The sequence below is a fragment of the Actinoplanes sp. NPDC049598 genome, assembly GCF_040675435.1.
In the GTDB taxonomy this organism is placed as follows: domain Bacteria; phylum Actinomycetota; class Actinomycetes; order Mycobacteriales; family Micromonosporaceae; genus Actinoplanes.
Map to the genome: position 1 here is coordinate 208,862 of NZ_JBFAOX010000002.1, position 24,963 is coordinate 233,824.

Genomic DNA, 24,963 nt, shown 5'->3' on the forward strand with positions numbered 1-24,963 from the left:
CTGGGTCGATTTCGCGACACCATCGCGTGGTCCCGTCCCGTTAGTCTGCCCGGCTATGACTGACGTAGCCCCGACCGCGGACGTCGATTCCCGGGCCACCATCGGCGAAGGCACCCGAATCTGGCATCTGGCCCAGATCCGCGAAGATGCCGTGCTGGGCGCCAATTGCAACGTCGGCCGCGGCGCGTACGTCGGTCCCGGGGTCGTCATCGGCGACAACGTCAAGCTGCAGAACCACGCGCTGGTCTACGAGCCGGCCCGGCTGGGCGACGGCGTCTTCGTCGGCCCGGCCGCCGTGCTGACCAACGACGAGTACCCGCGCGCCGTCACGCCGGACGGCCGGCTCAAGACGGGCGACGACTGGCACGCGGTGGGTGTGACGATCGGTGAGGGCGCGGCCATCGGCGCTCGCGCGGTGTGCGTGGCGCCGGTGACCGTGGGTCGCTGGGCGCTCGTCGCGGCCGGGGCCGTGGTCACCAAGGACGTGCCCGACTTCGCGCTCGTGGTCGGGGTGCCGGCCCGCCGTGTCGGCTGGGTCGGCCGGGCCGGCCGGCCACTGGCGGACAAGGGCGACGGCACCTGGGTCTGCCCGGAGACCGGCGAGACCTTTGTGGAGAGCGACGGCGAGCTTCGGCCGAGGTGAGACGCCGCCCGGGCTGGCGGGCCCGGGCGGCGCCGTCTCAGCGGCGGGCCCTCTGCAGGGTGTCGCGGAGGGCGTAGTAAGCCGGCTTCTTGGTGAAGTCGTCCCACATCACAGTCGCGGCGCCCTCGGCCGGGAAGAACACGGGCACCCACGAGTACTTGTCGGTGAAGCCCCAGATCGTGAACGAGTTGCAGCCGTCCACGGCGAGGCACGCGTCGAGCACCGTCTTGTAGTAGGAGGCCTGGGTCCGCAACTGCTCGGTGGTAGGCACGCCACTATCGGGCAGGTCCATGCGTACGTCAAGCTCCGTGATCGCGGTGTGCAGCCCGAGGTCGTCGAAGCGCTGCAGCACGCCCGCCAGTTGGTCGGGCGCGCCGTAGCGCATGCTCAGGTGGGCCTGCGACGCGAAGCCGTGCAGCGGCACCCGCTGGGCGAGCAGCTGCTTGGCCAGCGCCTCGTAGGCGTCGACCTTCACACCGGGCCACTCGACGCCGTAGTCGTTGAGGAACAGCTGAGCCCGGGGATCGGCCTGGTGGGCCCAGCGGAACGCGTCGGCCACGATGCCCGGCCCGAGCTCGCGGATGAAGATGTTCTCCGTGCGGTACTCGCCGTTCTCGTTGAAGATCTCGTTGGCCACGTCCCACTGCTGGATCTGCCCGCGGTAGTGGCCGACCACCGTGAAGATGTGGCTCTTGAGGATCGAGCGCAGCTCCGCCTTGGTGAAGGTGCCCTCGTTCAGCCACGCCGGGTTCTGGCTGTGCCACAACAGGGTGTGACCACGGACGACCTGGCCGTGCTGCCGGGCGAAGCGCACGATGGCGTCGGCCGGGCCGAAGTTGTACCGGTTGCGCTCGGGGTGGATGAACTCCCATTTCATCTGGTTCTCGGGCGAGACCGAATTGAACTGGAGAGCCAGAACCTTCCGGTACGGCCGGTCATAGGTGAACGGATCCGGATAAGGCTGGTCGACGTGGTGCCCGCCGCCCGCGACCGCGGTGCCGATCCGCAAGTCTCGGGGCGCCGCCTGCCGAAGGGTCTGACTCTTGCCATGGTCATGGGCCAGGGCCGGCTGGGCCCCGAGGGCCAGTAAGGGAAGCGTGGCGAGGACTAGCAGTGCCTTTCTCACAGCGACTCCTTTAAATATGCCGTCAGCACGGCCCGATCGGTGGCGATCTTGCGGGTCCGCAACTTCCGGAGTTCCGTCGGAACTTAGGGGGATCAAAGGTGTCCGTCAATGTCCGCGGGCCGCTTCACCCCTGGCGCATGAGGCAACCCGGCCGAAAACGCCGCATGCTGCTTCGTGACCTTGTAGGAGCCCGCCATGCCCGATCACCCGCTCATCGCCGACCATGGCCTGATCGGCGACCTCCAGACGGCCGCGCTCATCGCCACCGACGGCACCCTCGACTGGTTCTGCGCGCCGCGCTTCGACTCCCCCAGCGTCTTCGGCGCGCTGCTCGATCCCGAGCGCGGCGGCTCGCTCGCGATCCGCCCCGCCACCGGCGACTTCTCCGCCAAGCAGCTCTACCTGCCCGACACCGCCGTGCTGATCACCCGGTTCATGACGACCGGCGGGGTGGGCGAGGTCGTCGACTTCATGCCGATCGACGGCGACCGCAAGCGGCACCGTCTAGTCCGGATGGTCCGCTGTGTCCGCGGCGAGATGGCCTTCGCCGTCCGGGTCTCGCCGCGCTTCGACTACGCCCGCGAGCCGTTCACGACCCGCGTGGCCGACGACGGCGTCGCCTTCGAGGGCGCCCGCAGCGCGCTGACGATCCGGCTCATCCGGGAACCGGCCGACCATCGCGCCGCGACCCGGGTCGACGGCGAGGGCGACGTCTACGCCGACCTCCGGCTGAGCGCCGGCGAGGTGCGCGGCCTGCTGCTCGAGACGGGCACCGCCGGCCCGCTGCACGCGGTACGGGTCGCCGAGGCGCTGCGGCTGTTCGATCACACCGTCGACTTCTGGGAGTCCTGGCTCGGCCGCTGCACCTACGCGGGCCGCTGGCGCGAGATGGTCAACCGCTCCGCCATCACCCTCAAGCTGATGACGTACGCGCCGACGGGCGCCCTGATCGCGGCGCCGACCGCGGCCCTGCCGGAACAGATCGGCGGCGAACGCAACTGGGACTACCGCTACACCTGGGTCCGCGACGCGTCGTTCTCGGTCTATTCGCTTTTGTCCCTGGGCTTCACCGAGGAGGCGGCCGCGCTGGCCGGCTGGCTGCGCGACCGGGTCGACGAGCAGGACGGCAAGGACGGCGCCGGCCCATTGCAGATCATGTACCGGGTGGACGGGTCGAGCGACCTCTCCGAGGAGATCCTCCCGCACCTGCGCGGCTATCGCGGCTCGGCGCCCGTACGGATCGGCAACGGCGCCGCCGGGCAGCTCCAGCTCGACATCTACGGCGAGGCCCTGGACAGCATGTACGTGGCCGGGCGGCACGGGCTGGCTCCTGGGCATCAGGGCTGGCTGGCCATCCGTGACCTGGTCGACTGGGTCGCGGCCAACTGGTCGCAGCCCGAGGAGGGCATCTGGGAGACCCGGGGCGGCCGGCAGGACTTCACCTACGGGCGGCTGATGTGCTGGGTCGCCCTCGACCGCGGCCTGCGGATGGCGGCCGAGCACGGCCGGCCGGCCCCGCTGGAGACGTGGCGCCGCGAGCGCGACGCCGTCTACACCGAAATCATGACGCGCGGCTGGAGCCCGGCGCGGCAGGCGTTCCGGCAGCACTACGACACCGAGGTGCTCGACTCGTCGCTGCTGCGCATGCCGACCGTGGGCTTCGTGACCCCGGGCGACCCGCGCTGGGTGTCCACCTTGCAGGCCATGGAGAAGGAGCTGGTCACCGACAGCCTGGTCTACCGCTACGACCCGGCGGCCTCGCCGGACGGCCTGGCCGGCTCGGAGGGCACGTTCTCGCTGTGCACCTTCGCCTACGTCTCGGCCCTGGCCGCGGCCGGCGAGCTCGACCGGGCCCGGCTCACCTTCGAGAAGATGCTGACGTACGCCAACCATCTCGGCCTGTTCTCCGAGGAGATCGGGCTGACCGGCGAGCAGCTCGGCAACTTCCCGCAGGCCTTCACCCACCTGGCCCTCATCGACGCCGCGGTCACCCTCGACCGGGAACTCGACCGGCATCCGCGGGCCATCGCCCGCAGGCACACGGCCATGGCGGCCCGATGACTGTTGCGACGGCCCCGCCGGCCCTCGACTCGAACGCCCGCGACCTCGTGGCCGCGGTCGCCCGGCTGTCCACCCGGCATCCGGCCTACCCCGCGCTGCGGGCCCGGGCCATCGAGGCGTGGCTGTCGCTGGCCCGCCACCTGGCCTACCGCTACATCGGGCGCGGCGAGCCGGCCGAGGACCTGCTCCAGGTGGCGGCGCTGGGGCTGTGCAAAGCGGTGGACCGCTACGACAGCGCCCGCGGGGTCGAGTTCACCACCTTCGCCGTGCCGACCATCGTCGGCGAGCTCAAGCGGCACTTCCGCGACCGGACGTGGTCGGTGCGGGTGCCGCGCCGCCTGCAGGAGCTGCGCTCGGCCATCGCCGAGGCCGACAACGACCTGACCCACCGCCTCGGCCGCCGGCCCACCGTGACCGACCTCGCGGCCTACCTGCAGATCGACGAGGAGGAGGTGGCCGAGGGCATGGCCGGCGCCGGCGCCTACACGGCGACCAGCCTCTCCACCCCGGCCGGGGCCGACGGCGACCTGGACCTCGGCTCCACCCTCGGCGTCGAGGAGCACGGGTACGCCCTGGTCGAGCTGGGTGTCGTGCTCGGGCCGGCCCTGGCCACCCTCGACGAGCGCGAGCAGCGCATCCTGGCCCGCGACTTCTACGGCAACCTGACCCAGCGCCAGATCGCCGAGCTCGAGGGCATCTCCCAGATGCACGTCTCCCGCCTGCGCACCCGCGCCCTGGGCAAACTCCGCCGCCAGCTGGAAAACTGAATCACTTCTTCTTGAGCACCTGCCGTTCGCCGCCGATGTACCTCGAACAGTCGACGAACGAGGGCAGGACACGGTGAAGGCAGCACGCTGGGTACGGGACCGCAAGGTAGCCACCAAGATCCTCGGGGTGGCGGGGGTGGCCGTCGCCGGCACGGTGGTCACCGGGGCGATCAGCCTGGCCGGCATCGAGGACCTGCGCAGCCAGCGCGCGGCCGAGCTTCAGCGCGCCGTCCCCTACATCACCGGCCTCAACCACGCCTCCCTCGAGGCCAAGGCCGCGGCGAACGACGAACGCGGCTACCTGATCGCCGGTGAGACCGACTTCAAGACCGAGGCGCTCGGCAGCAAGAAGGCGGTCGACGCCGACCTCGCCGCCGCCCGCACCCTGGGCACTCCCACCGAGCAGGCCACCGTCGACAAGATCAAGGCGGCCACGGACGCCTGGTTCGCGGCGCTCGAGGCCGAGTTCGACACCTTCACCACCGACCGGAAGGCCGCCGTCACCGCCGCCTTCGGCGAGAACCGGGACCTGCGCAAGACGTACGAGGCGATGCTGACGGCCGAAGTCGAGCGGGCGAGCGCGGCGCTGGTCGAGGGCCAGGAGTTCGACGCCACGGTCGACCGGACACGGACCGAGATCATGATCGCCTTCGCCGCCTCGGTCGGTCTCGCGGCCGTGCTGGCCCTGCTCGCGGCCCGCATGATCGTCCGGCCGCTGCGGAAGGTCTCCGACGTGCTCGACGCGGTGGCCGAGGGCGACCTGACCCAGGACACCGACGTCGACCAGCGCGACGAGGTCGGGCACATGGCGGAGAGTCTGCGCCGGGCCACGGGCTCCATGCGTACCGCCATGGGTGATCTCTCAGCGCAAGCGAAGGCACTCGACGAGGCCGCCGCCTCGCTGGCCACGGTCAGCGAGCAGAGCTCGGCCAGCTCCCAGCAGGGCGCGCAGCAGGCCGCCGCCGTCGCGGCCTCGGCCGAGGTCATGTCGTCCAACATCCAGACCGTCGCCGCCGGGGCCGAGGAGATGGGCGCGTCGATCCGCGAGATCAGCCAGAGCGCCACCCAGGCCGCCCAGGTCGCCACCGAGGCGGTCGACATCACCGCCGCCACCAGCACGGTCATGGCCCGGCTGGGCGACTCGTCGGCCGAGATCGGCGCCGTCGTCAAGGCCATCACGGCCATCGCCGAGCAGACGAACCTGCTGGCCCTGAACGCGACCATCGAGGCCGCCCGGGCCGGCGAGAGCGGCAAGGGCTTCGCCGTGGTCGCCTCCGAGGTCAAGGACCTGGCCCAGGAGACCGCGAAGGCGACCGACGACATCAGCCGCCGGGTGGCCGCCATCCAGACCGACACCAGCGGCGCCATCACGGCCATCGCCCAGATCAGCGAGACCATCGCCCGGATCAACGACTTCCAGACCACCATCGCCTCGGCCGTCGAGGAGCAGACCGTCACCACCAACGAGATGAGCCGCAGCGTGGCCGAGGCCGCCTCGGCCGGCGGCGAGGTGGCCGGCACGGTCGGCCGGGTCGCCGCCTCGGTCCAGGCCACCACGGCCGGCGTCGACGAGGCCCACGAGGCCGCCGGCCGCCTGACCCGGATGTCGGCCGAGCTCGACCAGCTCGTCAGCCGCTTCACCATCCGCTGATGATCCGGGGCTGGCAGGCCCCGGTCATGATTGACACGTGCGACTGATCCTGAACGTCCTCTGGTTCATCTTCGGCAGCGGCTTCCTGCTGGCGATCGGATACGGCATCGCGGCGCTCATCTGCTTCGCGCTGATCATCACGATCCCGTTCGGGGTGGCGGCGCTGCGGCTGGCCGTCTACTCGCTGTGGCCGTTCGGGCGGACCGTCGTGAGCCGGCCCACCGCCGGCGTGGCCTCGGGCATCGCGAACATCGTGTGGGTCGTCGTCGCGGGCTGGTGGCTGGCCCTGACCCACATCGCGGCCGGCATCGCCCAGTGCGTGACCATCATCGGCATCCCGTTCGGCATCGCCAACTTCAAACTGGTCCCGGTCGCCTTCTGGCCCCTGGGCCGCGAGATCGTCGACCTTGACTGAGTTCTTCTGCAAGGTCGCCATGGACCGCGCGCTGCGGCGGGACTCGTTAGAGTCCCCGGCGTGAAGCGTGCATTGATCCTCGTCATCCTGCTGGCGATCGGGCTGGCGGTGTTCGCCCGGTGCAGTTACCGGCCGGCGCCGGAGGCGGCGAGGCCGGTGGCGGGGGATCCGCTGCGGGCGGATGCGGCGGCGATCGACGAGGATCGCCGGGCTGGGAACGTGGCGCATTTCGCGCTCGTGCCGAAGACGCCGCCGCCGGGGCTGCGGCGGATGGAGGCGGTCGGCGATCCGGCCGATGACGGTGTCACCGACGTCTACTCGGTGGGTGGGGTGCGCGCCATCGTCAAGTTCACGGCGGTGCCGGGTGAGCATCCGTGCGGCGAGCTGACCTGCATCCGGGACGGAGCGACCGGCGTGGTCAGCCCGGACGCGCCCAGCCTGACCCACGTGTCGGTCGCGCTGACCGGGGAGGACGCGCAGGCCCGGACGTTCTGGGCGACGACGGCCTGGATGCCGGTCGGCCAGGCGAGCTGGTTCGGCGAGCTCAGATCGCCTGGGTGACGGCGATGGCCCAGCGCATGCGGCCGGCGGCGGCCTCGGGGTCGTCGCCGAACTCGCCGGCCAGATGGGCGGCGCAGCCGCGGATGCCGCGCTGGCGGAGCGTGCTGGTGATCGCCGCGCGGACCTGAGCCGGCGAGGGGCGGTCCGACGGCTGCAGCGCCGAGGCGAACAGCGCCTCGGCCCGCGCCGTGTCGAACGTCGTGCGAACCGTGAACCGGAGGTGCTGGGCCTTCGGTGCCGTCGTGAGCAACATCGGTGTCGCCTCGCTTCCGGGTGCGTCAGGTGTTGCCCGTTACCCTCGTCCCTTCGCGCCCGGGTGTCATCGGGGCCACCCCCCAACCCGCACTACCAGCCAGCAGGAATCACCCGCGCCAGGCTTTGATCGCCTTCGCCGAGCCGTCCACGAACGTGTCGACGAGCTGGGGGATGCTGCTGCTGCGTTCGTACTCGTCGTCGTAGAGGACGGTCACCACGGTGCCGAAGCGCATGACCACGACCTTGTTGGTCTGCTCGCCGCCGGTCGGGTCGCCGGGCAGGTCGAGCTGCGGCCGGACCAGGTCGATGGTCAGGGCCTCGTCGGCCGCGCCGGGCAGCGCCTTCGTGCGTACCCGCACGGTGCTCTCGCCGGTCTTGAACGACTGGCAGCCGGCCAGGCCGTCCCGGGCCCGCTCCATGAACGCCGTGGCGCCGTCACCGTCGTACGACCTGATGGTCTGATAGAGCATGCCGTGCGGCACCGAGCCCTCCGGGCTGTCCGGCGTCTGATAGAGGTTCATCATCGCCGCGCTGGCCACGACCCCGTCGCCGGGCGCCAGCTCGCGGTCGCACAGTTCCGGCACCGCGTCCGAGCCTTCGGCCTTGCGCTGCTCCCGCCGCATGCCCTCCGGCATCGTGTAGAACGCCGTGGCCGGGATCGTGCGCGCCGCGGTCGCTCCCGTAGCCGACGGCGCGACACCGGCCTGACTCGACGCCGCCGCCACCGGCGCCCCGGCCCCCTCGGCCGTGCTGCACCCCGCCACAGCCACAGCGGCGAGCATCGACAACAACACCGGCGATCGGGCGGCCATGCGGGTCTCCTCCGGTAGCGGCGATAGACCCGGAACAGTGCCCGCGCCACTTCGCCCGGAAACTTCAGCAATCGTCCTGGTGCCACTCACCGCTCTCGCGGGTCCACGGCTCGGCCTCCTGGTTGATCGCCTTGATCGAGTAGGTGTAGGTGACCCGAGCGAGATCGCCGGAGACCTTCGCGGAGTACGTCTCCAGTGGCAGGGCGCTGCCGTACATCTGCCCGGCCGCGGTGACGATCTGGGTGAACTCCGACTGCGACATCCGCTTCCGGCATCGCTCGGACAGCAACCCGTAGGCCTTCTTCGCATCGCCGGTGAGAAAGGCGTCGCTGTAGGCCTGAACGGCCGGCCGCAGTTCGCCGGTCACCCCCTCATCCCCGGGCGCCGTCGACACCGGCGCCGAGGAGGCGGCGGCGCTGGCCGGGGTGACCGCCGCCGAAGGCGTTTCGGCGCCGCCACATCCACCGAGCAGGAGACACAGGGAAGCCCCGGAGAAGATGATCTTGAAACCCATGCGCACATCCTGCGGCATGGATCATCAGCGATGCGGCGAGGGGTGGGTGGCCTTCCGGGGCGATGCGCACCGAACGGATTAGGCCGGTTGGGCGCCCGCCTGCGGGCGACTGACCTGGGCGTTCGTGGTGGGCATCATCGGCCGCATGGATTGGTGCGGGGGCGGGGCTCCTTGACGGGCATGGTCTGGGTGATGACGACCGCGGTGGTGGCGGCCGTGGGCTGGGGGCTGTCGGATTTTCTGGCCGGGGTGCTGGGGCGGCGGGTGCCGGTGTGGACGATTCTCGTCGGGTCGCAGATCGCCGGGCTCATCTTGATCGCGCCGGCGGTGCTGGTGCGGGGCCTGCCACCGGTGTGGGACGGGCGGCTGTGGCTGGGCGCCGTGGCCGGGCTGGTCGGTCTGCCGGCGATGGGGCTGCTCTACCGGGCGATGCGGGACGGCTCGCCGGCCGTGGTGGCGCCGGTGGCGGCGGTGGCCGCGCTGGTTCCGGTCGGGTGGGGGCTGCTGCACGGGCAGCGCCTGGGGGCCGGGGTCGCGCTGGGGGTGGCGGCGGGTCTGGCCGGGGCCACGATGGCGAGCTGGCCGATCAGGGGCACGGCTCCGGGCCGTACGCCCCGGTCGGCCGTCCCCTGCGCCCTCGGGGCCGCCCTCGGCTTCGGCGCCTTCTTCGTCCTGTTGCACGAGGCGGGCACGGCCGACGAGTTCTGGGCGCTCGCCGCCGCCCGCCTCACCTCCGGCGCCGTCGCGCTGGTCGTCGCCCTCGTCCTGGTCCGCGAATGGCGCGCCCTGCTCCGCCCCCGGATCGTCCTGGTCGGCGCGGCCGACGTCGGCGCCGACGCGGCCTTCGTCGTGGCCGCCACGTCGGCCCTGGCCCCCGCCGCCGTCGTCGCCTCGCTGTTCCCCGCGGTCACCCTCCTGCTCAACCGCCTGTTCCTCCGCGAGCGCCTGCACACCGTGCACCTGTACGGCGTCGTCGCCGCTCTGATCTCCATCGCCTGCCTCGCCCGGTGAGCGGCCGTCAACGGGCCGTCAGAAAGTGGGGCGAGGGCGTGCCAAGGCCGTCAAAACCCGTGCGGGCGGTACGGGCCGGCGCGTTGATTCGAGGTGTGAACGATGAAGTGAGTTCTTGCCGAGGGGCGGTGGCGGTTTCTCAGGGCCGGTGCTCCAGTCGGCGTACGTCGCGGCTCAGCGTCATGCCGGCCACCGCGAGCAGGATGATCGACGTGGCGATCAGCAGGGTCGGTTCGACGCCGAGCGCGTGCGCGGCCGGGCCGGCCACCACCTGGCCGATCGGGATGGCGATGACCGAGCCGAGCATGTCGTACGAGTACACGCGGGCCAGCCTGTCGGCCGGCACGTACTCCTGCATCGTCGTCTCCCAGGCGATGCCGAACTGCTCGACCGCCACCCCGGCCACGAACGCACAGGCCATCAGCACGCCGAGGGTGGGCGTGACCGCCATCGCCGCCGGCAGCAGCGCCGGGCCGGTCATCGCGACCACCCCGAAGAAGAGCAACCGGCGTATCCGCAGCCGCATGGCGATCACCGCCCCGGCGATCATGCCCGCGGTCTGGGCCGCCAGCACCAGCCCCCACGACCGCCGGCCCACCGACGCGTCGGCCACGACCGGCCCGAGCACGCCCATGCCGGCGGCCGAGGCGGCGTTGAGGAACATGAACCCGATGACCACGGCCCACAGCCACGTCCGGGAGCGGAACTCGCTCCAGCCCTCGCGCAGACCGGCCAGCATTCCCGGCTTGGGCGCGGCCGTGTCGCGTACCCCCGGGACCTTGATCAGGGCGAAGCAGAGGCCGCTGACCGCGAAGGTGGCCGCGTCGAGGGCGAGACCCCAGCCCGGGCCGACCGTGGCCACGAGGAGGCCGCCGACCGGCGCGCCGACGATCACGGCGGCGTTGGCGCTCAGCCGGTTGACCGCGTTGGCCTGTTTGCGGGCCCCCTCGGGCACGGTCTGCGGGAGCAGCGCCGAGACGGCCGGCCAGGCCAGCGCCGAGGCCAGCCCGTTGAGCGCGGAGAGCCCCATCAGCAGCGGCACCGTGGCCGAGCCGGTGAGGATCGTGGCCGCCACCGCCGCCTGAGTGACCGCGGCGACCGAACTCGAGGCGACCATGACCAGGTTGCGCGGCAGCCGGTCGGCGATGACCCCGCCGGCGAGCAGGAACACCACGTTGGTGAGCGAGCGCGCGCCCACCACCAGCCCGAGATCGCCGGCCGACCCGGTCAGGTCGAGCACCGCGAAGGCCAGCGCGATCGGCGCGATCGCGTTGCCCAGCATGGACACCGTCCGCCCGGCGACGAGCAGACGGAACGACGGGTGGCGTACGACTAAGGTGAGGACGGCGAGGATCTTAGTTCAGGGGAACCACCTCCGGGGCCCCGAGGCGGGCGGCGTCGGCGGTCTCGTCGTCGGGCTGCTCCTGGGAGCGGCGTTCGGCCTCGACCCGCAGGCGGTAACGCTCGACCTCCTTCGCGGTCTGCTCGGGGGTCCAGCCCAGCACGTCCGCGATGAGCGACGCCGCCACTCCGGCCGCGGCCACTCCCCGGTCGAAGGTCTCGATGGAGATGCGGGTGCGGCGGGTCAGGACGTCCTCCAGGTGCCGGGCGCCCTCGTGGGAGGCGGCGTAGACGAGCTCCGCCCGCAGGTAGTCGTCGGCGCCGTCGAGCGGCGCGGCCAGTGAGGGATCGGCCGCGATCAGGTCCAGGACCTCGGTCACCAACGTGCCGTACCGGCCCAGCAGATGCTCGACGCGCGCCACGTGCAGCCCGGAGGAGGAGGCCAGCACCCGCCGGCGGTTCCACAGGGCGGCGTACCCGTCGGCGCCGATCAGCGGCACGTCGTGGGTGCAGGACGCCGGCACCGCGCGGCCCAGGTTGTGCACGCACGCGTCGACCGCGTCCTTGGCCATCACGCGATACGTCGTGTACTTGCCGCCCGCGACCACGACCAGGCCGGGCTGCGGACTGCCCACGGTGTGTTCGCGGGACAGCTGCGAGGTCGACTCCGATTCGCCCGACAGCAGGGGGCGCAGTCCGGCGTAGACACCCTGCACATCCGTACGGCTCAACGGTGTGGAAAGCACGGAGTTGACGTGTTCCAGCAGGTAGTCGATGTCGGTGCTGGAGGCGGCCGGGTGGGCCTTGTCGAGGGCCCAGTCGGTGTCGGTGGTCCCGATGATCCAGTGCCGGCCCCACGGGATGACGAAGAGCACGCTCTTCTCGGTGCGCAGGATGAGCCCGGTGTTCGACTGGATGCGGTCGCGCGGCACGACCAGGTGGATGCCCTTGGACGCGCGCACGTGGAACTGGCCGCGCTCGCCGACCAGGGCCTGGGTGTCGTCCGTCCACACGCCGGTCGCGTTGATCACCTGCTGGGCCCGGACCTCGAAGGTCCGGTCGTGCTCGAGGTCGTGCACCCGTACGCCGGTGACCCGCTCCCCCTCCCGCAGGAAGCCGACCACCTCGGCCCGGGACGCGACGTGCGCCCCGTAGGCGGCGGCCGTGCGGGCCAGGAACATGGTGTGCCGGGCGTCGTCGACCTGGGCGTCGTAGTACTGCAGGGCCCCGATCAGCGCGTCCTTCTTCAGCGCCGGGCATTCACGCAGCGCGCCCCGGCGGGTCAGGTTGCGGTGGCGCGGCAGGCCGCCGTTCATGGCGAGGGTGTCGTAGAGGGTGACGCCCGTGCCCGCGTACACCCGCTCCCAGGCGTGATGCTGCAACGGGTAGAGGAAGCGGACCGGGCGCACCAGGTGCGGGGCGAGGCGGGTCAGCAGCAGCCCGCGCTCGCGCAGCGCCTCGCGGACCAGCGCGAAGTCGAGCATCTCGAGGTAGCGCAGGCCGCCGTGGATGAGTTTGCTGGACCGGCTGGAGGTGCCCGACGCGAAGTCGCGCGCCTCGACGAGCCCGACCGCGAGGCCGCGGGTGGTGGCGTCGAGGGCGCATCCCGCACCCACCACGCCGCCGCCCACGACCAGCACGTCGAGCTCGGCGCCGGCCAGCGCGGCCAGCGCCGAGTCCCGGTACTCCGGTGAGAGAGCAGTCATGATCAGTCCACGTCCACCCAGTCGAGAGTGCGCTGCACCGCCTTCTTCCATTTCTCGTAGCCGGCGTTGCGCTGTTCCTCGTTCCACTCCGGCTGCCAGCGCTGCGACTCGTTCCAGTTCTCCCGCAGCTCGTCGGTGTTCTTCCAGAAACCCACGGCCAGACCGGCGGCGTACGCGGCCCCGAGCGCCGTCGTCTCGGCCACCACCGGGCGGCTGACCGGCACGCCGAGCACGTCCGCCTGGATCTGCATGGCGAGGTTGTTGGCGGTGATGCCGCCGTCCACCTTGAGCACGTCGAGGGTCACGCCGGAGTCCTGCGCCATCGCGTCGACCACGTCGCGGCTCTGGTAGCAGATGGACTCGAGGGTGGCCCGGGCGATGTGGGCGTCGGTGTTGAAGCGGGACAGCCCGACGATCGCGCCCCGGGCGTCGGAGCGCCAGTACGGCGCGAACAGCCCGGAGAAGGCGGGGACGAAGTAGACGCCACCGCTGTCGGGCACCTGCGACGCGAGCCGCTCGCTCTCGTCGGCCGACTTGATCACGTGGAGCTGGTCGCGCAGCCACTGCACGGCCGAACCGGTCACGGCGATCGAGCCTTCCAGGGCGTAGACCGGCGCCGCGTTGCCGAACTTGTAACACACCGTAGTGAGCAGACCGTTCTCGGAGCGTACAAGCTCGGTGCCGGTGTTGAGCAGCATGAAGTTGCCGGTGCCGTACGTGTTCTTGGCCTCGCCCGGCGCGAAGCAGACCTGCCCGACGGTGGCCGCCTGCTGGTCGCCCAGGTCGCCGGTCAGCGGCACCTCGCCGCCGAGCGGGCCGGGCCAGCGGGCCACGCCGTACGTCTCCGGATCGGACGACGGCCGGATCTCGGGCAGCATCGAGCGCGGGATGTTGAAGAAGCCGAGCAGCTCGTCGTCCCACTGCAGGGTCTCGAGGTCCATCAGCATGGTCCGGCTGGCGTTGGTCACGTCGGTGACGTGCCGGCCGCCGTCGACGCCGCCGGTCATGTTCCACAGCAGCCAGCTGTCGGTGTTGCCGAAGATGGCGTCGCCGCGCTCGGCGGCCTCGCGGACCCCGTCGACGTTCTCCAGGATCCACTGGATCTTGCCGCCGGAGAAGTACGTGGCCGGGGGCAGGCCGGCCTTGCGGCGGATCACGTCGCCCCGGCCGTCGCGGTCGAGGGCCGACGCGATCCGGTCGGTGCGGGTGTCCTGCCAGACGATCGCGTTGTAGTAGGGCCGGCCGGTGGTCCTGTCCCAGACCACGGCGGTCTCCCGCTGGTTGGTGATGCCGAGGGCGGCCAGGTCGCTGGCCTGCAGGTTCGCCTTCTGCATGGCGGTCCGCACGACCGTGACGGTGCGCTCGAGGATCTCGACCGGGTTGTGCTCGACCCAGCCCGCCTGGGGCAGGATCTGCTCGTGCTCGAGCTGGTGACGGGCGATCTCGTTGCCGCCATGGTCGAAGATCATGAAGCGGGTGCTGGTCGTGCCCTGATCGACGGCGCCGACGAAGTCAGCCACGGCTCTCCTCCAGTCTCTGGTCCGGGATGCGGCCCGGCTCCTGCGGTTCGGCGGTCGGCAGGAACCGCCCGATAAGTACCTTGTACAGGCCCGCGCCGAGAATGCCACCGATGACGGGCGCGATGATCGGCACCCAGAAGTAGAGGTTTCCGTACTGATCTCGCCATGCGCCCCCATATCCGGTCAGGAAGCTGGCGAGCCGCGGCCCGAAGTCGCGGGCGGGGTTGATGGCGTAACCGGCGTTGGTGCCCCAGGCCATGCCGATGCCGACCACGAGCAGGCCGATGACCACGGGGGCCAGGTTGGCGGTGGGGGCGGTGTTGGCGGCGTCGGTGATGGCCAGGATCAGGAACAGCAGGATCGCCGTGCCGATGATCTGGTCCCGGAAGGCGCCCCACTCGTGCACGGGGAGGGTTCCGTTGCCGGGCAGGGTGGAGAACACGCCCTGCGTCTTGATGGTCAGGCCGGGGTCGGCCGCGTGCAGGACCTCGGTGTAGTTCCAGCGCACGAGCAGGGCCGCCACGAACGCGCCGAGGAACTGGGCGATCGAGTACGGGGCCACCTTGCGCCACTCGAAGCCCTTGAAGCAGGCCAGCGCGATCGTCACGGCCGGGTTCAGGTGAGCTCCGCTGATCCGGGCGGCGACGTAGACGCCGAGCGTCACGCCGAGGCCCCAGGCCCAGGCGATGCTGTCGTGGTCGCCGATGCCGGCCCCGGCCACCTGCGCGACGACGCCCACGCCGAAGAGGATGAGGATCATGGTCCCGGCGAACTCAGCCGCGAGCTCGCCCCACAGTCCAGTCAGTTTCAGCCTTTCTGCCATGTGCCCTCCTTGGAAGATTCTCCGGACGCTAGGTAGCCGGAGGGGCACGGGCAATGACGGGCGTTCGACAATGTCGAACATTCGTCACGGTAGATGTTCATGAGGTGGCATAGAGTCAGAAACGTGCCCGGAACAGTGCAGTCCATCGAGCGGGCCGCCGCCGTGCTGCGCCTGCTCGCCGGCGAATCCGGACATCTCACCCTGGGCCAGATCGCCCGGTCGCTCGACCTGGCCAAGCCGACGGCGCACGGCATCCTGGCCACCCTGCGGTACGTCGGCTTCGTCGAGCAGGACCGCGCCTCCGGCCACTACCGGCTCGGCTCGGGTCTGCTGCAGCTCGGCCACGGCCGGCTCGACGTCAACGACCTGCGCTCCCACTCGATCAACTGGGCCGACCCGCTGGCCGCGCGCAGCGGCGAGGCCGTCCGCGTCGGCACGATCCTGGACGGGCAGGTCCTCGTCGTCCACCACGTCTTCCGCCCCGACGACACGTTCCAGACCCTCGACGTCGGCACCCTGCTGCCGCTGCACGCGACCGCGCTCGGCAAGGTGCTGCTCGCGTACCGCGGCGTCCCGGCCGAGGCCGAGCTGGAGCGCTTCACCCGGCGCACGATCCGCACCACCCAGGCCCTGGAGACCGAGCTGCAGCGGGTCCGCGACACCGGCTGGAGCCTGGAGGCCGAGGAGATGACGCCCGGGACCGCGGCGATCGCCGCCCCCATCCGCGGCTACGGCGGCCTGGTCGTCGGGGCCGTCGGCCTCAGCGGCCTGGTCGAACGCGTCTGCGACAGCCACTACCGTCCGCACCAGCATCTCGTCGCCCTCGTCCGGGAGGCCGCGCGCGCCATCTCCCGCGATCTCGGAGCCGCCCGCCGCTGAAGTTGGGGGTCTGTCCATGACCGAGCGTTACGTCGTCGCCATCGACCAGGGCACCACGTCGACACGGTGCATCGTCTTCGACCGCCGCGGGCGGCTCGTCTCCCTGGCCCAGCACGAGCACAAGCAGTACTACCCCAAGCCCGGCTGGGTGGAGCACGACGCCGCCGAGATCTGGCGCAACGTCGAACGGCTCGCCCCCGAGGCCCTGCGCAACGCCGGCATCACCGAGGACCAGGTGGCCGCGGTCGGCATCGCCAACCAGCGCGAGACCACCCTGCTCTGGGAGCGCGACACCGGGGTGCCGATCGGTCACGCCATCGTCTGGCAGGACACCAGGACCGACGACCTCGTACGGGATCTGCAGGGCGCCGAGGGTGCGAAGACGGTCGAACACGACTCCGGTCTGCCGATCGCCACGTACTTCTCCGGTCCGCGCGTGCGCTGGCTCCTCGACCACCGCCCCGAACTGCGGGAACGGGCCGAGCGGGGCGAGATCCTGTTCGGCACCATGGAGACCTGGCTGATCTGGAAGCTCACCGGCGGCCTGCACGTCACCGACGTCACCAACGCCAGCCGCACGATGCTGCTCGACGTGCACACCCTCGACTGGTCGCCGGCCGCGCTCGGTTTCTTCGGCATCCCCCGGGCCATGCTGCCCGAGGTGCGACCTTCGGTCGGCGTGTTCGGCACGGCCGTCGCGGGCTTCCCGGGGGTACGCATCGGAGCCGCGCTCGGCGATCAGCAGGCCGCCCTGTTCGGGCAGACCTGCTTCGCGCCGGGTGAGGCCAAATGCACGTACGGCACCGGAAGTTTTCTGCTTCTGAACACCGGCAAGGAGCTCGTGCGCTCGACGCACGGGCTGCTCAGCACCGTCGCCTACCAGATCGCGGGCGGCCCGGCGGCGTACGCGCTGGAGGGGTCGATCGCGATCACCGGCTCCCTCGTGCAGTGGTTCCGCGACCAGCTCGAGCTGATCGCGACCGCGCCCGAGATCGAGACCCTCGCGCGCACCGTCGCCGACAACGGAGGGTGCTACATCGTGCCCGCCTTCTCCGGCCTGTACGCACCGTATTGGCGCAGCGAGGCACGCGGAGTGATCGTCGGCCTGACGTCGTACATCACGAAGGGTCACCTCGCGCGGGCCGTGCTGGAGGCGACGGCCTGGCAGACCCGCGAGGTGGTCGACGCGATGAACGCCGACTCCGGCCTCGACCTGACCACCCTGCGGGTCGACGGCGGGATGACCGCCGACAACCTGCTCATGCAGTCCATCGCGGACGTGCTCGACGTGCCGGTCGTACGCCCCCTGGCCGCCGAGACGGTCTCGCTCGGCGCCGCCTACGCGGCCGGCCTGGCCGTCGGCTACTGGCCCGACCTGGAGGGCCTGCGCCAGAACTGGCACCGCGCCGCGCAGTGGCTGCCCGAGATGGATCCGGCGGTCCGCGACACCGAGTACCGCAACTGGCAGCGCGCGGTCGAGCGCACGTTCGACTGGACGCGCCCGTCCTGAAGTAGACCTAGCACCACTGCGCCGGCCCGGTGTCGTGCGACAGGCTCGGGCCATGCCCCACAACATCAACCGCCGCGTGTTCCTCGGTGGCGCGGCCGCGGCCGGCGTCGCTGCGGCCCTGCCCTCACCCGCCCTCGCTTCGCCCGCCGACCTGATCGCGCTCCGCCGTGATCTGCACGCCCACCCGGAGGCGCCCGGCCAGGAACAGCGGACCGCGGCCGTGGTGGCCCGCCGGCTGCGCGCGGCCGGTCTCGACGTCACCACCGGCGTCGGCGGGCACGGCGTCGTCACCGTCGTCCGCGGGGACCGGCCGGGCCGCACGGTCGCCTACCGCGCCGACATGGACGCCGTACCGCCCGAGGACCAGATCGAGGGCCCCGGCCCGACCGCCCACATCTGCGGCCACGACCTGCACACCACCATCGGCGTCGGCATCGCCACCGGCCTGGCCCGCCGGCCGTCGTTCGCCGGCGCCGTCGTCTTCCTCTTCCAGCCCGCCGAGGAGAGCCTCACCGGCGCCGCCGCCATGCTCGCCGACGGCGTCCTCGAGCGCTACCGCCCCACCGAGATCCACGCCCTGCACTGCGGCCCCTTCCCCGTCGGGCACTTCGCCGTCACCCCCGGCACCGGGCTCCCGGGCCAGGACCTCGGCGCCATCACGCTCCCCTCCCCCGCCGCCGCCTCCGACGTGGCCGACAAGATCAACTCGTTGAGCACGGTGGCCCGCCCGGCCACCGGCGCGGACCTCGAGCGGCTGGTCGCCGACATCCAGAAACCGGACGGCCCCCTGGCCCGCTACGTCTTCGCCCAGGCCCGCGCGACCGGCAACCAGGTCCAGTTCGCGTACCGCTGCTGGCCCGCCTCCCGCCACGCCGCGATCCGCGACCGGATCCGCGACCTGGCCCAGGCGCCCGTCACGTTCCCCACCGACCCGTTCCCGGCCATGGTCTGCCCCCGCCCGCAGGCCCTGGCCCTGAAACGCCACCTGCAGCAGCACCTCGGCCGCGACCGGGTCCGGACCGTCCACGCCGCGATCCCCTTCAACGGCGAGGATTTCGCCCTGTTCCTCAACCGCCTGCCCGGCACCTACACGTTCCTCGGCGTCCGCCGCCCCGGCGCCCCCATCAAGGCCAGCTACCCCCACTTCAACGCCTTCGACCCCGACGAGCGGGCCATCAGCCACGGCGTACGGGCCATGTCGAGCTGGCTGACCACGCGAGCCGCCGCCGTATGACCTGTCCCCTTGCCCCCGCCGGTGATCACCGGGTTGGCTCGGGGCATGACGCGATTGGCCGTGGTCACCGGGGCGGGGCGAGGGCTGGGGGCGGCCCTGGCCGACCATCTCACCGGGCAGGGCTGGGAGGTCGTGGCCTGCGCCCGCACGCCCGCTCCGGGCCGGGTCGTCCAGGACGTCCGCGACCCCGTGAGCCCGGCCCTGCTGGCTGCCGTCGGCGACCGCCCGGTCGACGCCCTCATCAACAACGCGGGCGTCGGCGCCCCGGCCCGCCCGCTGGCCGAGACCGACCCCCGATCGCTCCTCGACACCGTCGACGTCAACGTGGCCGGCCCGCTGCGCCTGGCCCAGGCCCTGCTGCCCGGCCTGCTGGCCGCACCCGCCCCGCTCATCGTCAACGTGTCGTCGCGCCTCGGCTCCCTGACCGCCCAGGCCGCCGGCGCCTTCGCCGACCGGAGGACCAGCTACGCGTACCGCATCTCCAAGGCCGCCCAGAACATGCTGACCATCGCCCTCGCCACCGAGTTGGCCGGCCGCGTCCGCTGCTGGGCCGTGCACCCAGGCGCCCTCACCACCACCATGGCCGGCCCCGACGCCACCACCCCGCCCTCAGTGGCCGCCGCCCGCCTGGCCGAGCTGCTGGACAGCCCGGACCGGACCTCCCCGCGCTACATCTCCCTCGACGGTCCGGACCTGCCCTGGTGAGGGACGCGCGATAGGGTCGGGCGATGCCCAGGCTCGAGCTGCTGCGCGCCGATCACGCCCCGGCGGTCCTGGATTTCGAGGTGGCGAACCGCGCCTGGTTCGCGACCTCCATCTCCGACCGCGGCGACCACTACTTCGACGAGTTCGCCGACCACCACAAGGCCTTGCTGGCCGAGCAGGAGGCGGGCATCTGCGCCTTCTACGTGCTCGTGGACGGCGACGGCTCGGTGCTGGGCCGCTTCAACCTGTACGACATCGAGAACCACTCGGCCCACCTCGGTTACCGGGTGGCCCAGCACGCCGCCGGCCGGGGCGTGGCCACCGCGACCGTGCGGGAGCTGTGCCGGCTGGCCGCAGTCCGGCATGGCCTGCACACGCTGCGCGCGGCCACCTCCCAGCAGAATGTGGCGTCGCAGAAGGTGCTGACCAAGGCCGGTTTCGAACCGGTCGGCCCGGCCGACCCGGCTGACCTCGGCGGCAAGCCGGGCACCTGGTACCAGCGCGACCTTCTGCGGGACGCGTCGCTCAGGGTAGAAAATACTCGGCCATCATCCGGGTGACCCATTCCGGCTGCCGTACCCCGACCGGGGTGAACTCGGCCATGGCCGGTTTGAGATCGACGACCGGGGTGCCGGACACCGCGTCGAGCCCGACCACCGTCAGCTCGCGGCCGTCCACCGACTCGATGGCGCAGGTCGTCACCCCGATGCGGTTGGGGCGGCGGGGCCCTCGGCCGGCGAACACCCCGACGGGCGGGAGGTCGGCGCGGCCACGGTACGGGCGCGGCTCGCGGTAGTCGCCCTCGTCCGGGAACCGGTCGAAGACGAACAGGACCTCCACATGCGAGAAGCCCTCGAGCCCTTGCAGGCAGGCGTCGCCGAAGCGCTCGTCGACGGTGATGGTGCTGCGCACGGCGCCCCAGTTGTCGGTGTCCTGCACGTCCGTACGCTCGTTGCGGACCGTGCCGATCGGGGTGAGCTCGAAGCTGGCCATGACCGGCAGGTTATCCGGGCCGCGCCTCGCCGTGGGGGTCGTCGTTCCGGGCGGCGGCGGCCGCTGTGCCGGATGATGGGCGCATGACAGATCCCGACCTGAACCCCGACGAGTACCCGCCGATCGACCCGGGTGAGCCCGTGCCCGACGACCCGGGTGAGCTGCTGTCCGACGGGCCGGACGAGCTGCCGGACGCGCCGGTGGAGCCGATGCCGGGTGACGGCGACGGCGGGGACGGCGGCGAGGGTGGTGTCCGCGAGCCCGCTTAGGCCGGAAACTGACCTGATCCGTTCGTAGCGCCGCCTCCGGGCCGGTCACCGCCGGCCCGGAGCTGCGAAGAGCTGAAAAGGCCGGGCTAGGGTGCGGTTCATGAGCGGCGACAGTCGAGAGTGCGCCAAGGAGCGGGCCTACGAGGTTCTGGCGCCCATCGACGAGGCGTACGACCGGGGTGAGATCACCCAGAGCGAGTGGCACCGCAGGGTCCTCGCCGTCATCGAACCCGCCTACCTCTCCGCCGCCACCGAACGGCTCGCCTCGGGCCATTCCGGCACCGCGGAGCAGTGGGAGACGTCGCGGGGGCTCATCATGCAGGCCGTCGACCGCCCCGGCACGGTGCTCGACGTCGGCTGCGCCAACGGCTTGCTGATGGCGTCGGTGGAGCGCTGGTCACGTCAAACCCTGGAGCCGTACGGGGTCGACATCTCCCCACGGCTGGCCGAACTCGCCCGCGAGCGCTATCCGCAATGGCGGCACCGCATCTGGACGGCCAACGCGGACGGCTGGCGTCCTCCGATGCGCTTCGATTTCGTGCGCACCGGTCTCGAATACGTGCCCCGCGACCGCCGCCAAGGCTTCGTCCGCCACCTCCTCGACCTCGTCGTGGCCCCGCACGGCCGCCTGGTCATCGGCAAGAACAACGAGAACCGCGGCGAACCGGGCATCGCCGGCGACCTCCGATCCTGGGGCTTCCCCGACGTCCACGAACTGCGCCGCCCGCACCCTCATCCCGGCGTCGAGATGTCCGTCGTCTGGTTGAACAACCGCCACTGACCCTCGGAGACGACCTCGACGTCCCCGTCGACCACCTTGAGGGCCGTCTCGTTGTCGATGGCGTACGCCGGCGTCGGTATCGAGGCGGCCCACTTCTCGGCCTCGGCCATGGTGTTGCCCGCCATCCCCGGGTAGTCGAGGTGCGGGAAAATCGAGAAGCCGACCACGCCCAGCGCGGTGTCGCCGCCACCGGGCGGACTCCAGCGGACGAAGTCCGGCCCGATCCGGGGCGTCATCACCATGCTGCCGGCGCTCAGCCCCACGTAGACCGTGTCGCGCAGCGAGGGGAACAGACCGGCCAGCCCGGACTCGCGCATCCAATGGCACAAATACATCGGGTCGCCACCCTCGACCAGCAGAACGTCGGTCTCCCGAACCAGCGGCACCCAGAGGTCCTCGCCCGCGGTCGGCAACGCGGTCAGCTCGAGGACGCCCACCGACTTCCAGCCCAGCCCCGTCATGGGCGCCCGGGTCTCCTGGCCGCTGATCACCCGGTAGGCCTGGGCGGCGCCGTTGCGCTGGGCGTGCAGGGCGGTCGGCACGAACAGCGCACTCGCCTCGGCGATCGGCTTGCCCAGCAGGCCGAGCAGCGCGTCGTGGATGCTCGCGTTCTTGATGCCGGAGTCGGTGAGAAGCAGCTTCATGATGTCCCTCCTGGCCGTCTCGTCACGTGTCCGGCGACGCTACCGCCCACCTCCGACATTTTCCGACGGCAGCCGTCAGCAGAGGGCGTGGTCGATCAGGGCGGCCGACGCCTTGGCCTGCGCGGCCGGGTCCTGGCCGGGGTCCAGGGAGCTGGCGATGGCGACCGTGACGGCCCGGCGGCCGTCGGGGGTGACGCCGTTGTCGGTGAGGGCGTTCCACCAGCCGCCGCAGGGCAGGCGGCGCTTCAACAGGCCCAGCCCGTAACCGGTCTCCTCCCAGACGGCCGGTGGCCGGATCGCCCACGCCGGCCCGGGGGGGGGGGGCGAGGATCCGGTGACTTCGCATGCCGCCGGCTTTCCCAGCGCCGCCGGCCGGCGGTATGGGGCACACCCCTGAGCGTCCCCTTAGGAACGGTCCGAGGAGCGGCGGTTGTGGGTGGGTGGGGCGGACGGGGGTGAGGCCAGGATGTGGAAGGAGCCGGTGGCCTCGGCGTGGTAGGCGCCGGTGGCGGTGGCGGCCGCGCCGCGGTAGAGGACTTCCTGCCACGGTGCCGGCTCGGGGGCGGCGGCGGTACGGCGACGGCGCCGGACCAATGGTTTGTCGGCGGCGGCCGGGACGTACAGGTGCTCGACGAACCCGAGCCACAAGTCGACGAGCAAGTTGCGTACGCCCATGAACGCCACGACGGCGTAGGTCGCGGCCAGCGCGTTGAGGAGCGCGAAGGCCGCGTTGCCCCAGTTCTGCAGCTGGTAGTCGCGCCAGATGGTGTAGGCCGAGAACGCGATGATGAGCAGCGGCGAGACCGCGAACATCAGGGAGGTGGCGGTGCGGTCGGCGACCTTCGGGGTGCGGGCGAACGGGATCTTCTTGCCGGTCACGGCCTGCTGCAACGATTTCAGGACGCCGGAGAGGTTGACCGGCAGCAGGATCAGGTTGAAGCCGTAGATGCGCAGCACGTCGGTCCGCTTGTAGCCGAGGCGTTTGAGGTCGCTCGCCATGGCCAGGAAGTACGGCAGGGCCGCCGTGACGATGAGCGGGCTGAGCAGCTTGCTGTCGAACGGGTAGGCGAGCAGCAGGATGAGGCCGATGCTGCTCCAGCACGTCGAGGCCATGTAGTTGATGCGCAGCCACGTCTGGGCGGCGCTGCCGTGCTCGCCGCGTTGTGTGCGCTCGCGGCTGTTGCGCCACAGCTTGGGCAGGATGAGCAGGCCGCCGTTGGCCCAGCGGCGGCGCTGGATGGCCAGTGAGCCGAAGTCGGGCGGGGTGGCGCTGTAGCTGAGACGCTCCGGGTAGTTGATGAGACGCCAGCCGTGGATGGCCAGGTCCAGACTGGACTCGGTGTCCTCGATGACCGTGCGGTCCTGCACGTAACGGCGCACCTCGTGGCCGCCCTCGTGCTCGACCTCGACGATGTCGTCGAGCGCGCGCTTGCGGATGACCGCGTTGGCGCCGACCCAGAACGTGGCGTCGTGGTAGCTCATGCCCTGGTGCACGATGTGCTGCAGGTCGGTGGTGGCGCCGGCCAGGCGCTCCATGCGGGTGGCCGAGCCCGGGAAGGCCGAGTACGGCGTCTGGGCCACCGCCAGCCGGTAGTTGTCCGGCAGGAAGAACAGGTAGACCAGCCGGAGGCAGTACTCGGGCAGCAGGATCGAGTCGGCGTCGAGGGTCAGGACGAATTCCGCGTCGGGCACGGTCATCGTGCCGGCCGGCGACGGTACGAGCACCGTGCCCTCGGGCGTCTCGCGGACCTCGTACGTGCGGCCCATCAGCCCGATGTAGCTGTTGAGGTTCATCGCCTTGTTCGCCTCGTGCGACAGCGACGCGTACTGCTTGCGCTCGAACGAGGTGATCTCGCAGCGGAAGGTCCAGGCGAGGCGCTGGGCGAGCTGCCGCTTGCGGTCGTACGGAAGAGGTTCGCCCTCGCCGACCGCGGAGGTGAGCGCCGCTGCGATGCTGTCGAAGTCGCGGGCGAGCGCGCCGAGCACCTGTTCGGCGAAGAACGTGTCGACGTGGTCCTCGGCCGGCTCCTCGGCCGCCCGGGCCCGCAACCATTCCGCGGCCCAGCGGTATTCGGCGATGAGGTCGGCCGAGGACGGGTCGAGCGCCTCGAACCGCTCGCGCGGCTCGCGCAGCCAGGCCGAGAGCTCACCCGGCAGGGCCCGGCCCGCCTCGAGGGCCGCGCGGTGGTCGGCGCGTACGGGCGCGGGCGGGTCGTCGAGCAGCAGCACCACCCGCAGGTCGGGGTATTCCTGCAGCGCGGCCGACAGCAGCGTCTTGCGGATGGTCGGGATCTCCTCGCGGTACGAGGGGACGAGCACCGTCATGGACGGCTGCCGGTCGTCGAACGCCTCGTCGATGACCGCCCGTGGCACCCGGCGGTGGGCCCGGGTGCGGTAGAGCGCGCCCTGCCGGGCCACCAGGTAGAGCAGCGATGACATCGTCAGCAGCGACATGATGGCCACGTAGACCGTCGTCTCCGAGGTGAACCGCATGCCCTGGAAACCGCGGTTGACGAACTGGGAGATGACCGTGACGACGATGTAGGCCGCCCAGGCGAGCACGGTGACGACGATGCCGAGGCGGCCCATCGTGATGAGGGTGTCGCTGGCCGGCGCGGCCACCGGTGGCAGCGGCTGGGTGCGCCGGTCGGCGCCCCACTGGCGCCTGCGTTTCGCGGGCATGCACGTCTCCCCGGGGGGTCGGAGGGTGATCGAGACCTTGGATCGGCCACGGCCCGGCCC

26 protein-coding genes are annotated in these 24,963 nt (G+C 71.6%); 14 read left to right on the forward strand and 12 right to left on the reverse strand.

The genetic code is table 11. The features are described 5' to 3' along the window. The first annotated feature begins 55 nt into the window (after positions 1 to 55). Positions 56 to 643 (forward strand): acyltransferase, encoded by a 588-nt coding sequence (locus AB0J66_RS06780; protein WP_364656472.1) that lies wholly within the window; start codon positions 56 to 58, stop codon positions 641 to 643. A 37-nt stretch (positions 644 to 680) separates the two neighbouring features. Here AB0J66_RS06780 and AB0J66_RS06785 read toward each other — a convergent pair whose 3' ends face one another. Continuing rightward, positions 681 to 1,769: an endo-1,4-beta-xylanase gene (locus tag AB0J66_RS06785; protein WP_364656474.1), complete on the reverse strand. Its 1,089-nt coding sequence runs from the start codon at positions 1,767 to 1,769 to the stop codon at positions 681 to 683. A 195-nt stretch (positions 1,770 to 1,964) separates the two neighbouring features. On the opposite strand from AB0J66_RS06785, the gene AB0J66_RS06790 reads away from it, so the two are divergent. The 5 genes from AB0J66_RS06790 to AB0J66_RS06810 all read left to right on the forward strand — a co-directional run bounded on the left by AB0J66_RS06790 (position 1,965) and on the right by AB0J66_RS06810 (position 7,224). Then, positions 1,965 to 3,830: a glycoside hydrolase family 15 protein gene (locus AB0J66_RS06790; RefSeq protein ID WP_364656477.1), complete on the forward strand. Its 1,866-nt coding sequence runs from the start codon at positions 1,965 to 1,967 to the stop codon at positions 3,828 to 3,830. Next, positions 3,827 to 4,597, forward strand: coding sequence for a SigB/SigF/SigG family RNA polymerase sigma factor (locus AB0J66_RS06795; protein ID WP_364656480.1), 771 nt, complete (start codon positions 3,827 to 3,829; stop codon positions 4,595 to 4,597). The genes AB0J66_RS06790 and AB0J66_RS06795 overlap by 4 nt, the downstream gene beginning before the upstream one ends. 73 nt (positions 4,598 to 4,670) lie before the next feature. Beyond that, positions 4,671 to 6,248 (forward strand): methyl-accepting chemotaxis protein, encoded by a 1,578-nt coding sequence (locus tag AB0J66_RS06800; protein WP_364656482.1) that lies wholly within the window; start codon positions 4,671 to 4,673, stop codon positions 6,246 to 6,248. Between the two features lie 37 nt (positions 6,249 to 6,285). After that, a complete protein-coding gene (locus AB0J66_RS06805; protein ID WP_364656484.1) occupies positions 6,286 to 6,663 on the forward strand; it encodes a YccF domain-containing protein in 378 nt (125 codons plus the stop codon). A 60-nt stretch (positions 6,664 to 6,723) separates the two neighbouring features. Continuing rightward, positions 6,724 to 7,224, forward strand: coding sequence for a hypothetical protein (locus tag AB0J66_RS06810; protein ID WP_364656487.1), 501 nt, complete (start codon positions 6,724 to 6,726; stop codon positions 7,222 to 7,224). Here the strand turns inward: AB0J66_RS06810 and AB0J66_RS06815 are convergent. The 3 genes from AB0J66_RS06815 to AB0J66_RS06825 all read right to left on the reverse strand — a co-directional run bounded on the left by AB0J66_RS06815 (position 7,208) and on the right by AB0J66_RS06825 (position 8,805). Continuing rightward, the gene (locus AB0J66_RS06815) at positions 7,208 to 7,477 is read right to left on the reverse strand and encodes a hypothetical protein (protein WP_364656490.1); all 270 of its coding nucleotides are present in this window, start codon (positions 7,475 to 7,477) and stop codon (positions 7,208 to 7,210) included. The two genes, AB0J66_RS06810 and AB0J66_RS06815, sit on opposite strands and share 17 nt — an antisense overlap. Positions 7,478 to 7,586: 109 nt before the next feature. After that, on the reverse strand, positions 7,587 to 8,291 hold the full coding sequence (locus AB0J66_RS06820) for a hypothetical protein (protein ID WP_364656493.1): 705 nt from the start codon (positions 8,289 to 8,291) through the stop codon (positions 7,587 to 7,589). Positions 8,292 to 8,355: 64 nt separating this feature from the next. Then, positions 8,356 to 8,805 carry a nuclear transport factor 2 family protein gene (locus tag AB0J66_RS06825; protein WP_364656496.1) on the reverse strand — a complete coding sequence of 150 codons (450 nt, stop codon included), beginning with the start codon at positions 8,803 to 8,805 and terminating at the stop codon, positions 8,356 to 8,358. A 192-nt stretch (positions 8,806 to 8,997) separates the two neighbouring features. Here AB0J66_RS06825 and AB0J66_RS06830 point away from each other — a divergent pair, with 192 nt between their 5' ends. Then, positions 8,998 to 9,816 (forward strand): EamA family transporter, encoded by an 819-nt coding sequence (locus AB0J66_RS06830; RefSeq protein ID WP_364656500.1) that lies wholly within the window; start codon positions 8,998 to 9,000, stop codon positions 9,814 to 9,816. 139 nt (positions 9,817 to 9,955) lie between these two features. Here AB0J66_RS06830 and AB0J66_RS06835 read toward each other — a convergent pair whose 3' ends face one another. Genes AB0J66_RS06835 through AB0J66_RS06850 form a run of 4 tightly spaced genes read right to left on the reverse strand, consistent with a single transcriptional unit; the run spans position 9,956 to position 15,206 of the window. After that, positions 9,956 to 11,170, reverse strand: coding sequence for an MFS transporter (locus tag AB0J66_RS06835; protein WP_364657354.1), 1,215 nt, complete (start codon positions 11,168 to 11,170; stop codon positions 9,956 to 9,958). Between the two features lies 1 nt (position 11,171). Continuing rightward, entirely contained in the window at positions 11,172 to 12,863 is a 1,692-nt protein-coding gene (locus AB0J66_RS06840; protein ID WP_364656503.1) for a glycerol-3-phosphate dehydrogenase/oxidase, read from the reverse strand. A gap of 2 nt (positions 12,864 to 12,865) precedes the next feature. Then, on the reverse strand, positions 12,866 to 14,383 hold the full coding sequence (gene glpK / locus AB0J66_RS06845) for a glycerol kinase GlpK (RefSeq protein ID WP_364656506.1): 1,518 nt from the start codon (positions 14,381 to 14,383) through the stop codon (positions 12,866 to 12,868). Beyond that, positions 14,376 to 15,206: an MIP/aquaporin family protein gene (locus tag AB0J66_RS06850; protein WP_364656508.1), complete on the reverse strand. Its 831-nt coding sequence runs from the start codon at positions 15,204 to 15,206 to the stop codon at positions 14,376 to 14,378. Before AB0J66_RS06850 ends, glpK (AB0J66_RS06845) begins: the two co-directional genes overlap by 8 nt. A gap of 123 nt (positions 15,207 to 15,329) precedes the next feature. On the opposite strand from AB0J66_RS06850, the gene AB0J66_RS06855 reads away from it, so the two are divergent. The 5 genes from AB0J66_RS06855 to AB0J66_RS06875 are packed head-to-tail and all read left to right on the forward strand — an operon-like array spanning position 15,330 to position 20,094. Continuing rightward, positions 15,330 to 16,085, forward strand: a complete 756-nt coding sequence (locus AB0J66_RS06855; protein WP_364656511.1) for an IclR family transcriptional regulator — start codon at positions 15,330 to 15,332, stop codon at positions 16,083 to 16,085. A gap of 16 nt (positions 16,086 to 16,101) precedes the next feature. Next, the gene (gene glpK, locus AB0J66_RS06860; RefSeq protein ID WP_364656514.1) at positions 16,102 to 17,595 is read left to right on the forward strand and encodes a glycerol kinase GlpK; all 1,494 of its coding nucleotides are present in this window, start codon (positions 16,102 to 16,104) and stop codon (positions 17,593 to 17,595) included. A gap of 52 nt (positions 17,596 to 17,647) precedes the next feature. Beyond that, the gene (locus AB0J66_RS06865) at positions 17,648 to 18,829 is read left to right on the forward strand and encodes a M20/M25/M40 family metallo-hydrolase (protein ID WP_364656517.1); all 1,182 of its coding nucleotides are present in this window, start codon (positions 17,648 to 17,650) and stop codon (positions 18,827 to 18,829) included. A 45-nt stretch (positions 18,830 to 18,874) separates the two neighbouring features. Continuing rightward, on the forward strand, positions 18,875 to 19,534 hold the full coding sequence (locus tag AB0J66_RS06870) for an SDR family NAD(P)-dependent oxidoreductase (protein WP_364656519.1): 660 nt from the start codon (positions 18,875 to 18,877) through the stop codon (positions 19,532 to 19,534). A 23-nt stretch (positions 19,535 to 19,557) separates the two neighbouring features. Next, positions 19,558 to 20,094 (forward strand): GNAT family N-acetyltransferase, encoded by a 537-nt coding sequence (locus AB0J66_RS06875; RefSeq protein WP_364656522.1) that lies wholly within the window; start codon positions 19,558 to 19,560, stop codon positions 20,092 to 20,094. Here AB0J66_RS06875 and AB0J66_RS06880 read toward each other — a convergent pair. Further along, entirely contained in the window at positions 20,060 to 20,527 is a 468-nt protein-coding gene (locus tag AB0J66_RS06880; protein ID WP_364656525.1) for an SAM-dependent methyltransferase, read from the reverse strand. The two genes, AB0J66_RS06875 and AB0J66_RS06880, sit on opposite strands and share 35 nt — an antisense overlap. A gap of 83 nt (positions 20,528 to 20,610) precedes the next feature. Between AB0J66_RS06880 and AB0J66_RS06885 the strand changes: the two genes are divergently transcribed. Both AB0J66_RS06885 and AB0J66_RS06890 read left to right on the forward strand, forming a co-directional pair. Next, a complete protein-coding gene (locus AB0J66_RS06885; RefSeq protein ID WP_364656528.1) occupies positions 20,611 to 20,796 on the forward strand; it encodes a hypothetical protein in 186 nt (61 codons plus the stop codon). 100 nt (positions 20,797 to 20,896) lie between these two features. Next, positions 20,897 to 21,577: a class I SAM-dependent methyltransferase gene (locus AB0J66_RS06890; RefSeq protein ID WP_364656530.1), complete on the forward strand. Its 681-nt coding sequence runs from the start codon at positions 20,897 to 20,899 to the stop codon at positions 21,575 to 21,577. Here the strand turns inward: AB0J66_RS06890 and AB0J66_RS06895 are convergent. The 3 genes from AB0J66_RS06895 to AB0J66_RS06905 all read right to left on the reverse strand — a co-directional run bounded on the left by AB0J66_RS06895 (position 21,529) and on the right by AB0J66_RS06905 (position 24,903). Continuing rightward, entirely contained in the window at positions 21,529 to 22,221 is a 693-nt protein-coding gene (locus AB0J66_RS06895) for a Type 1 glutamine amidotransferase-like domain-containing protein (protein ID WP_364656533.1), read from the reverse strand. The two genes, AB0J66_RS06890 and AB0J66_RS06895, sit on opposite strands and share 49 nt — an antisense overlap. A 75-nt stretch (positions 22,222 to 22,296) precedes the next feature. Continuing rightward, positions 22,297 to 22,470, reverse strand: coding sequence for a hypothetical protein (locus AB0J66_RS06900; protein ID WP_364656536.1), 174 nt, complete (start codon positions 22,468 to 22,470; stop codon positions 22,297 to 22,299). A 156-nt stretch (positions 22,471 to 22,626) separates the two neighbouring features. Next, the gene (locus AB0J66_RS06905) at positions 22,627 to 24,903 is read right to left on the reverse strand and encodes a glycosyltransferase family 2 protein (RefSeq protein WP_364656539.1); all 2,277 of its coding nucleotides are present in this window, start codon (positions 24,901 to 24,903) and stop codon (positions 22,627 to 22,629) included. Positions 24,904 to 24,963: the final 60 nt, after the last annotated feature.

Excerpts from the sequence above, each read along its gene's own strand:
- AB0J66_RS06780 (WP_364656472.1), top strand. The coding sequence starts at position 56 with ATGACTGACGTAGCCCCGACCGCGGACGTCGATTCCCGGGCCACCATC.
- AB0J66_RS06790 (WP_364656477.1), top strand. The coding sequence starts at position 1,965 with ATGCCCGATCACCCGCTCATCGCCGACCATGGCCTGATCGGCGACCTC.
- AB0J66_RS06795 (WP_364656480.1), top strand. The coding sequence starts at position 3,827 with ATGACTGTTGCGACGGCCCCGCCGGCCCTCGACTCGAACGCCCGCGAC.
- AB0J66_RS06815 (WP_364656490.1), bottom strand. The coding sequence starts at position 7,477 with ATGTTGCTCACGACGGCACCGAAGGCCCAGCACCTCCGGTTCACGGTT.
- AB0J66_RS06820 (WP_364656493.1), bottom strand. The coding sequence starts at position 8,291 with ATGGCCGCCCGATCGCCGGTGTTGTTGTCGATGCTCGCCGCTGTGGCT.
- AB0J66_RS06825 (WP_364656496.1), bottom strand. The coding sequence starts at position 8,805 with ATGGGTTTCAAGATCATCTTCTCCGGGGCTTCCCTGTGTCTCCTGCTC.
- AB0J66_RS06830 (WP_364656500.1), top strand. The coding sequence starts at position 8,998 with ATGACGACCGCGGTGGTGGCGGCCGTGGGCTGGGGGCTGTCGGATTTT.
- AB0J66_RS06840 (WP_364656503.1), bottom strand. The coding sequence starts at position 12,863 with ATGACTGCTCTCTCACCGGAGTACCGGGACTCGGCGCTGGCCGCGCTG.
- AB0J66_RS06850 (WP_364656508.1), bottom strand. The coding sequence starts at position 15,206 with ATGGCAGAAAGGCTGAAACTGACTGGACTGTGGGGCGAGCTCGCGGCT.
- glpK (WP_364656514.1), top strand. The coding sequence starts at position 16,102 with ATGACCGAGCGTTACGTCGTCGCCATCGACCAGGGCACCACGTCGACA.
- AB0J66_RS06865 (WP_364656517.1), top strand. The coding sequence starts at position 17,648 with ATGCCCCACAACATCAACCGCCGCGTGTTCCTCGGTGGCGCGGCCGCG.
- AB0J66_RS06870 (WP_364656519.1), top strand. The coding sequence starts at position 18,875 with ATGACGCGATTGGCCGTGGTCACCGGGGCGGGGCGAGGGCTGGGGGCG.
- AB0J66_RS06875 (WP_364656522.1), top strand. The coding sequence starts at position 19,558 with ATGCCCAGGCTCGAGCTGCTGCGCGCCGATCACGCCCCGGCGGTCCTG.
- AB0J66_RS06880 (WP_364656525.1), bottom strand. The coding sequence starts at position 20,527 with ATGGCCAGCTTCGAGCTCACCCCGATCGGCACGGTCCGCAACGAGCGT.
- AB0J66_RS06885 (WP_364656528.1), top strand. The coding sequence starts at position 20,611 with ATGACAGATCCCGACCTGAACCCCGACGAGTACCCGCCGATCGACCCG.
- AB0J66_RS06890 (WP_364656530.1), top strand. The coding sequence starts at position 20,897 with ATGAGCGGCGACAGTCGAGAGTGCGCCAAGGAGCGGGCCTACGAGGTT.
- AB0J66_RS06895 (WP_364656533.1), bottom strand. The coding sequence starts at position 22,221 with ATGAAGCTGCTTCTCACCGACTCCGGCATCAAGAACGCGAGCATCCAC.
- AB0J66_RS06905 (WP_364656539.1), bottom strand. The coding sequence starts at position 24,903 with ATGCCCGCGAAACGCAGGCGCCAGTGGGGCGCCGACCGGCGCACCCAG.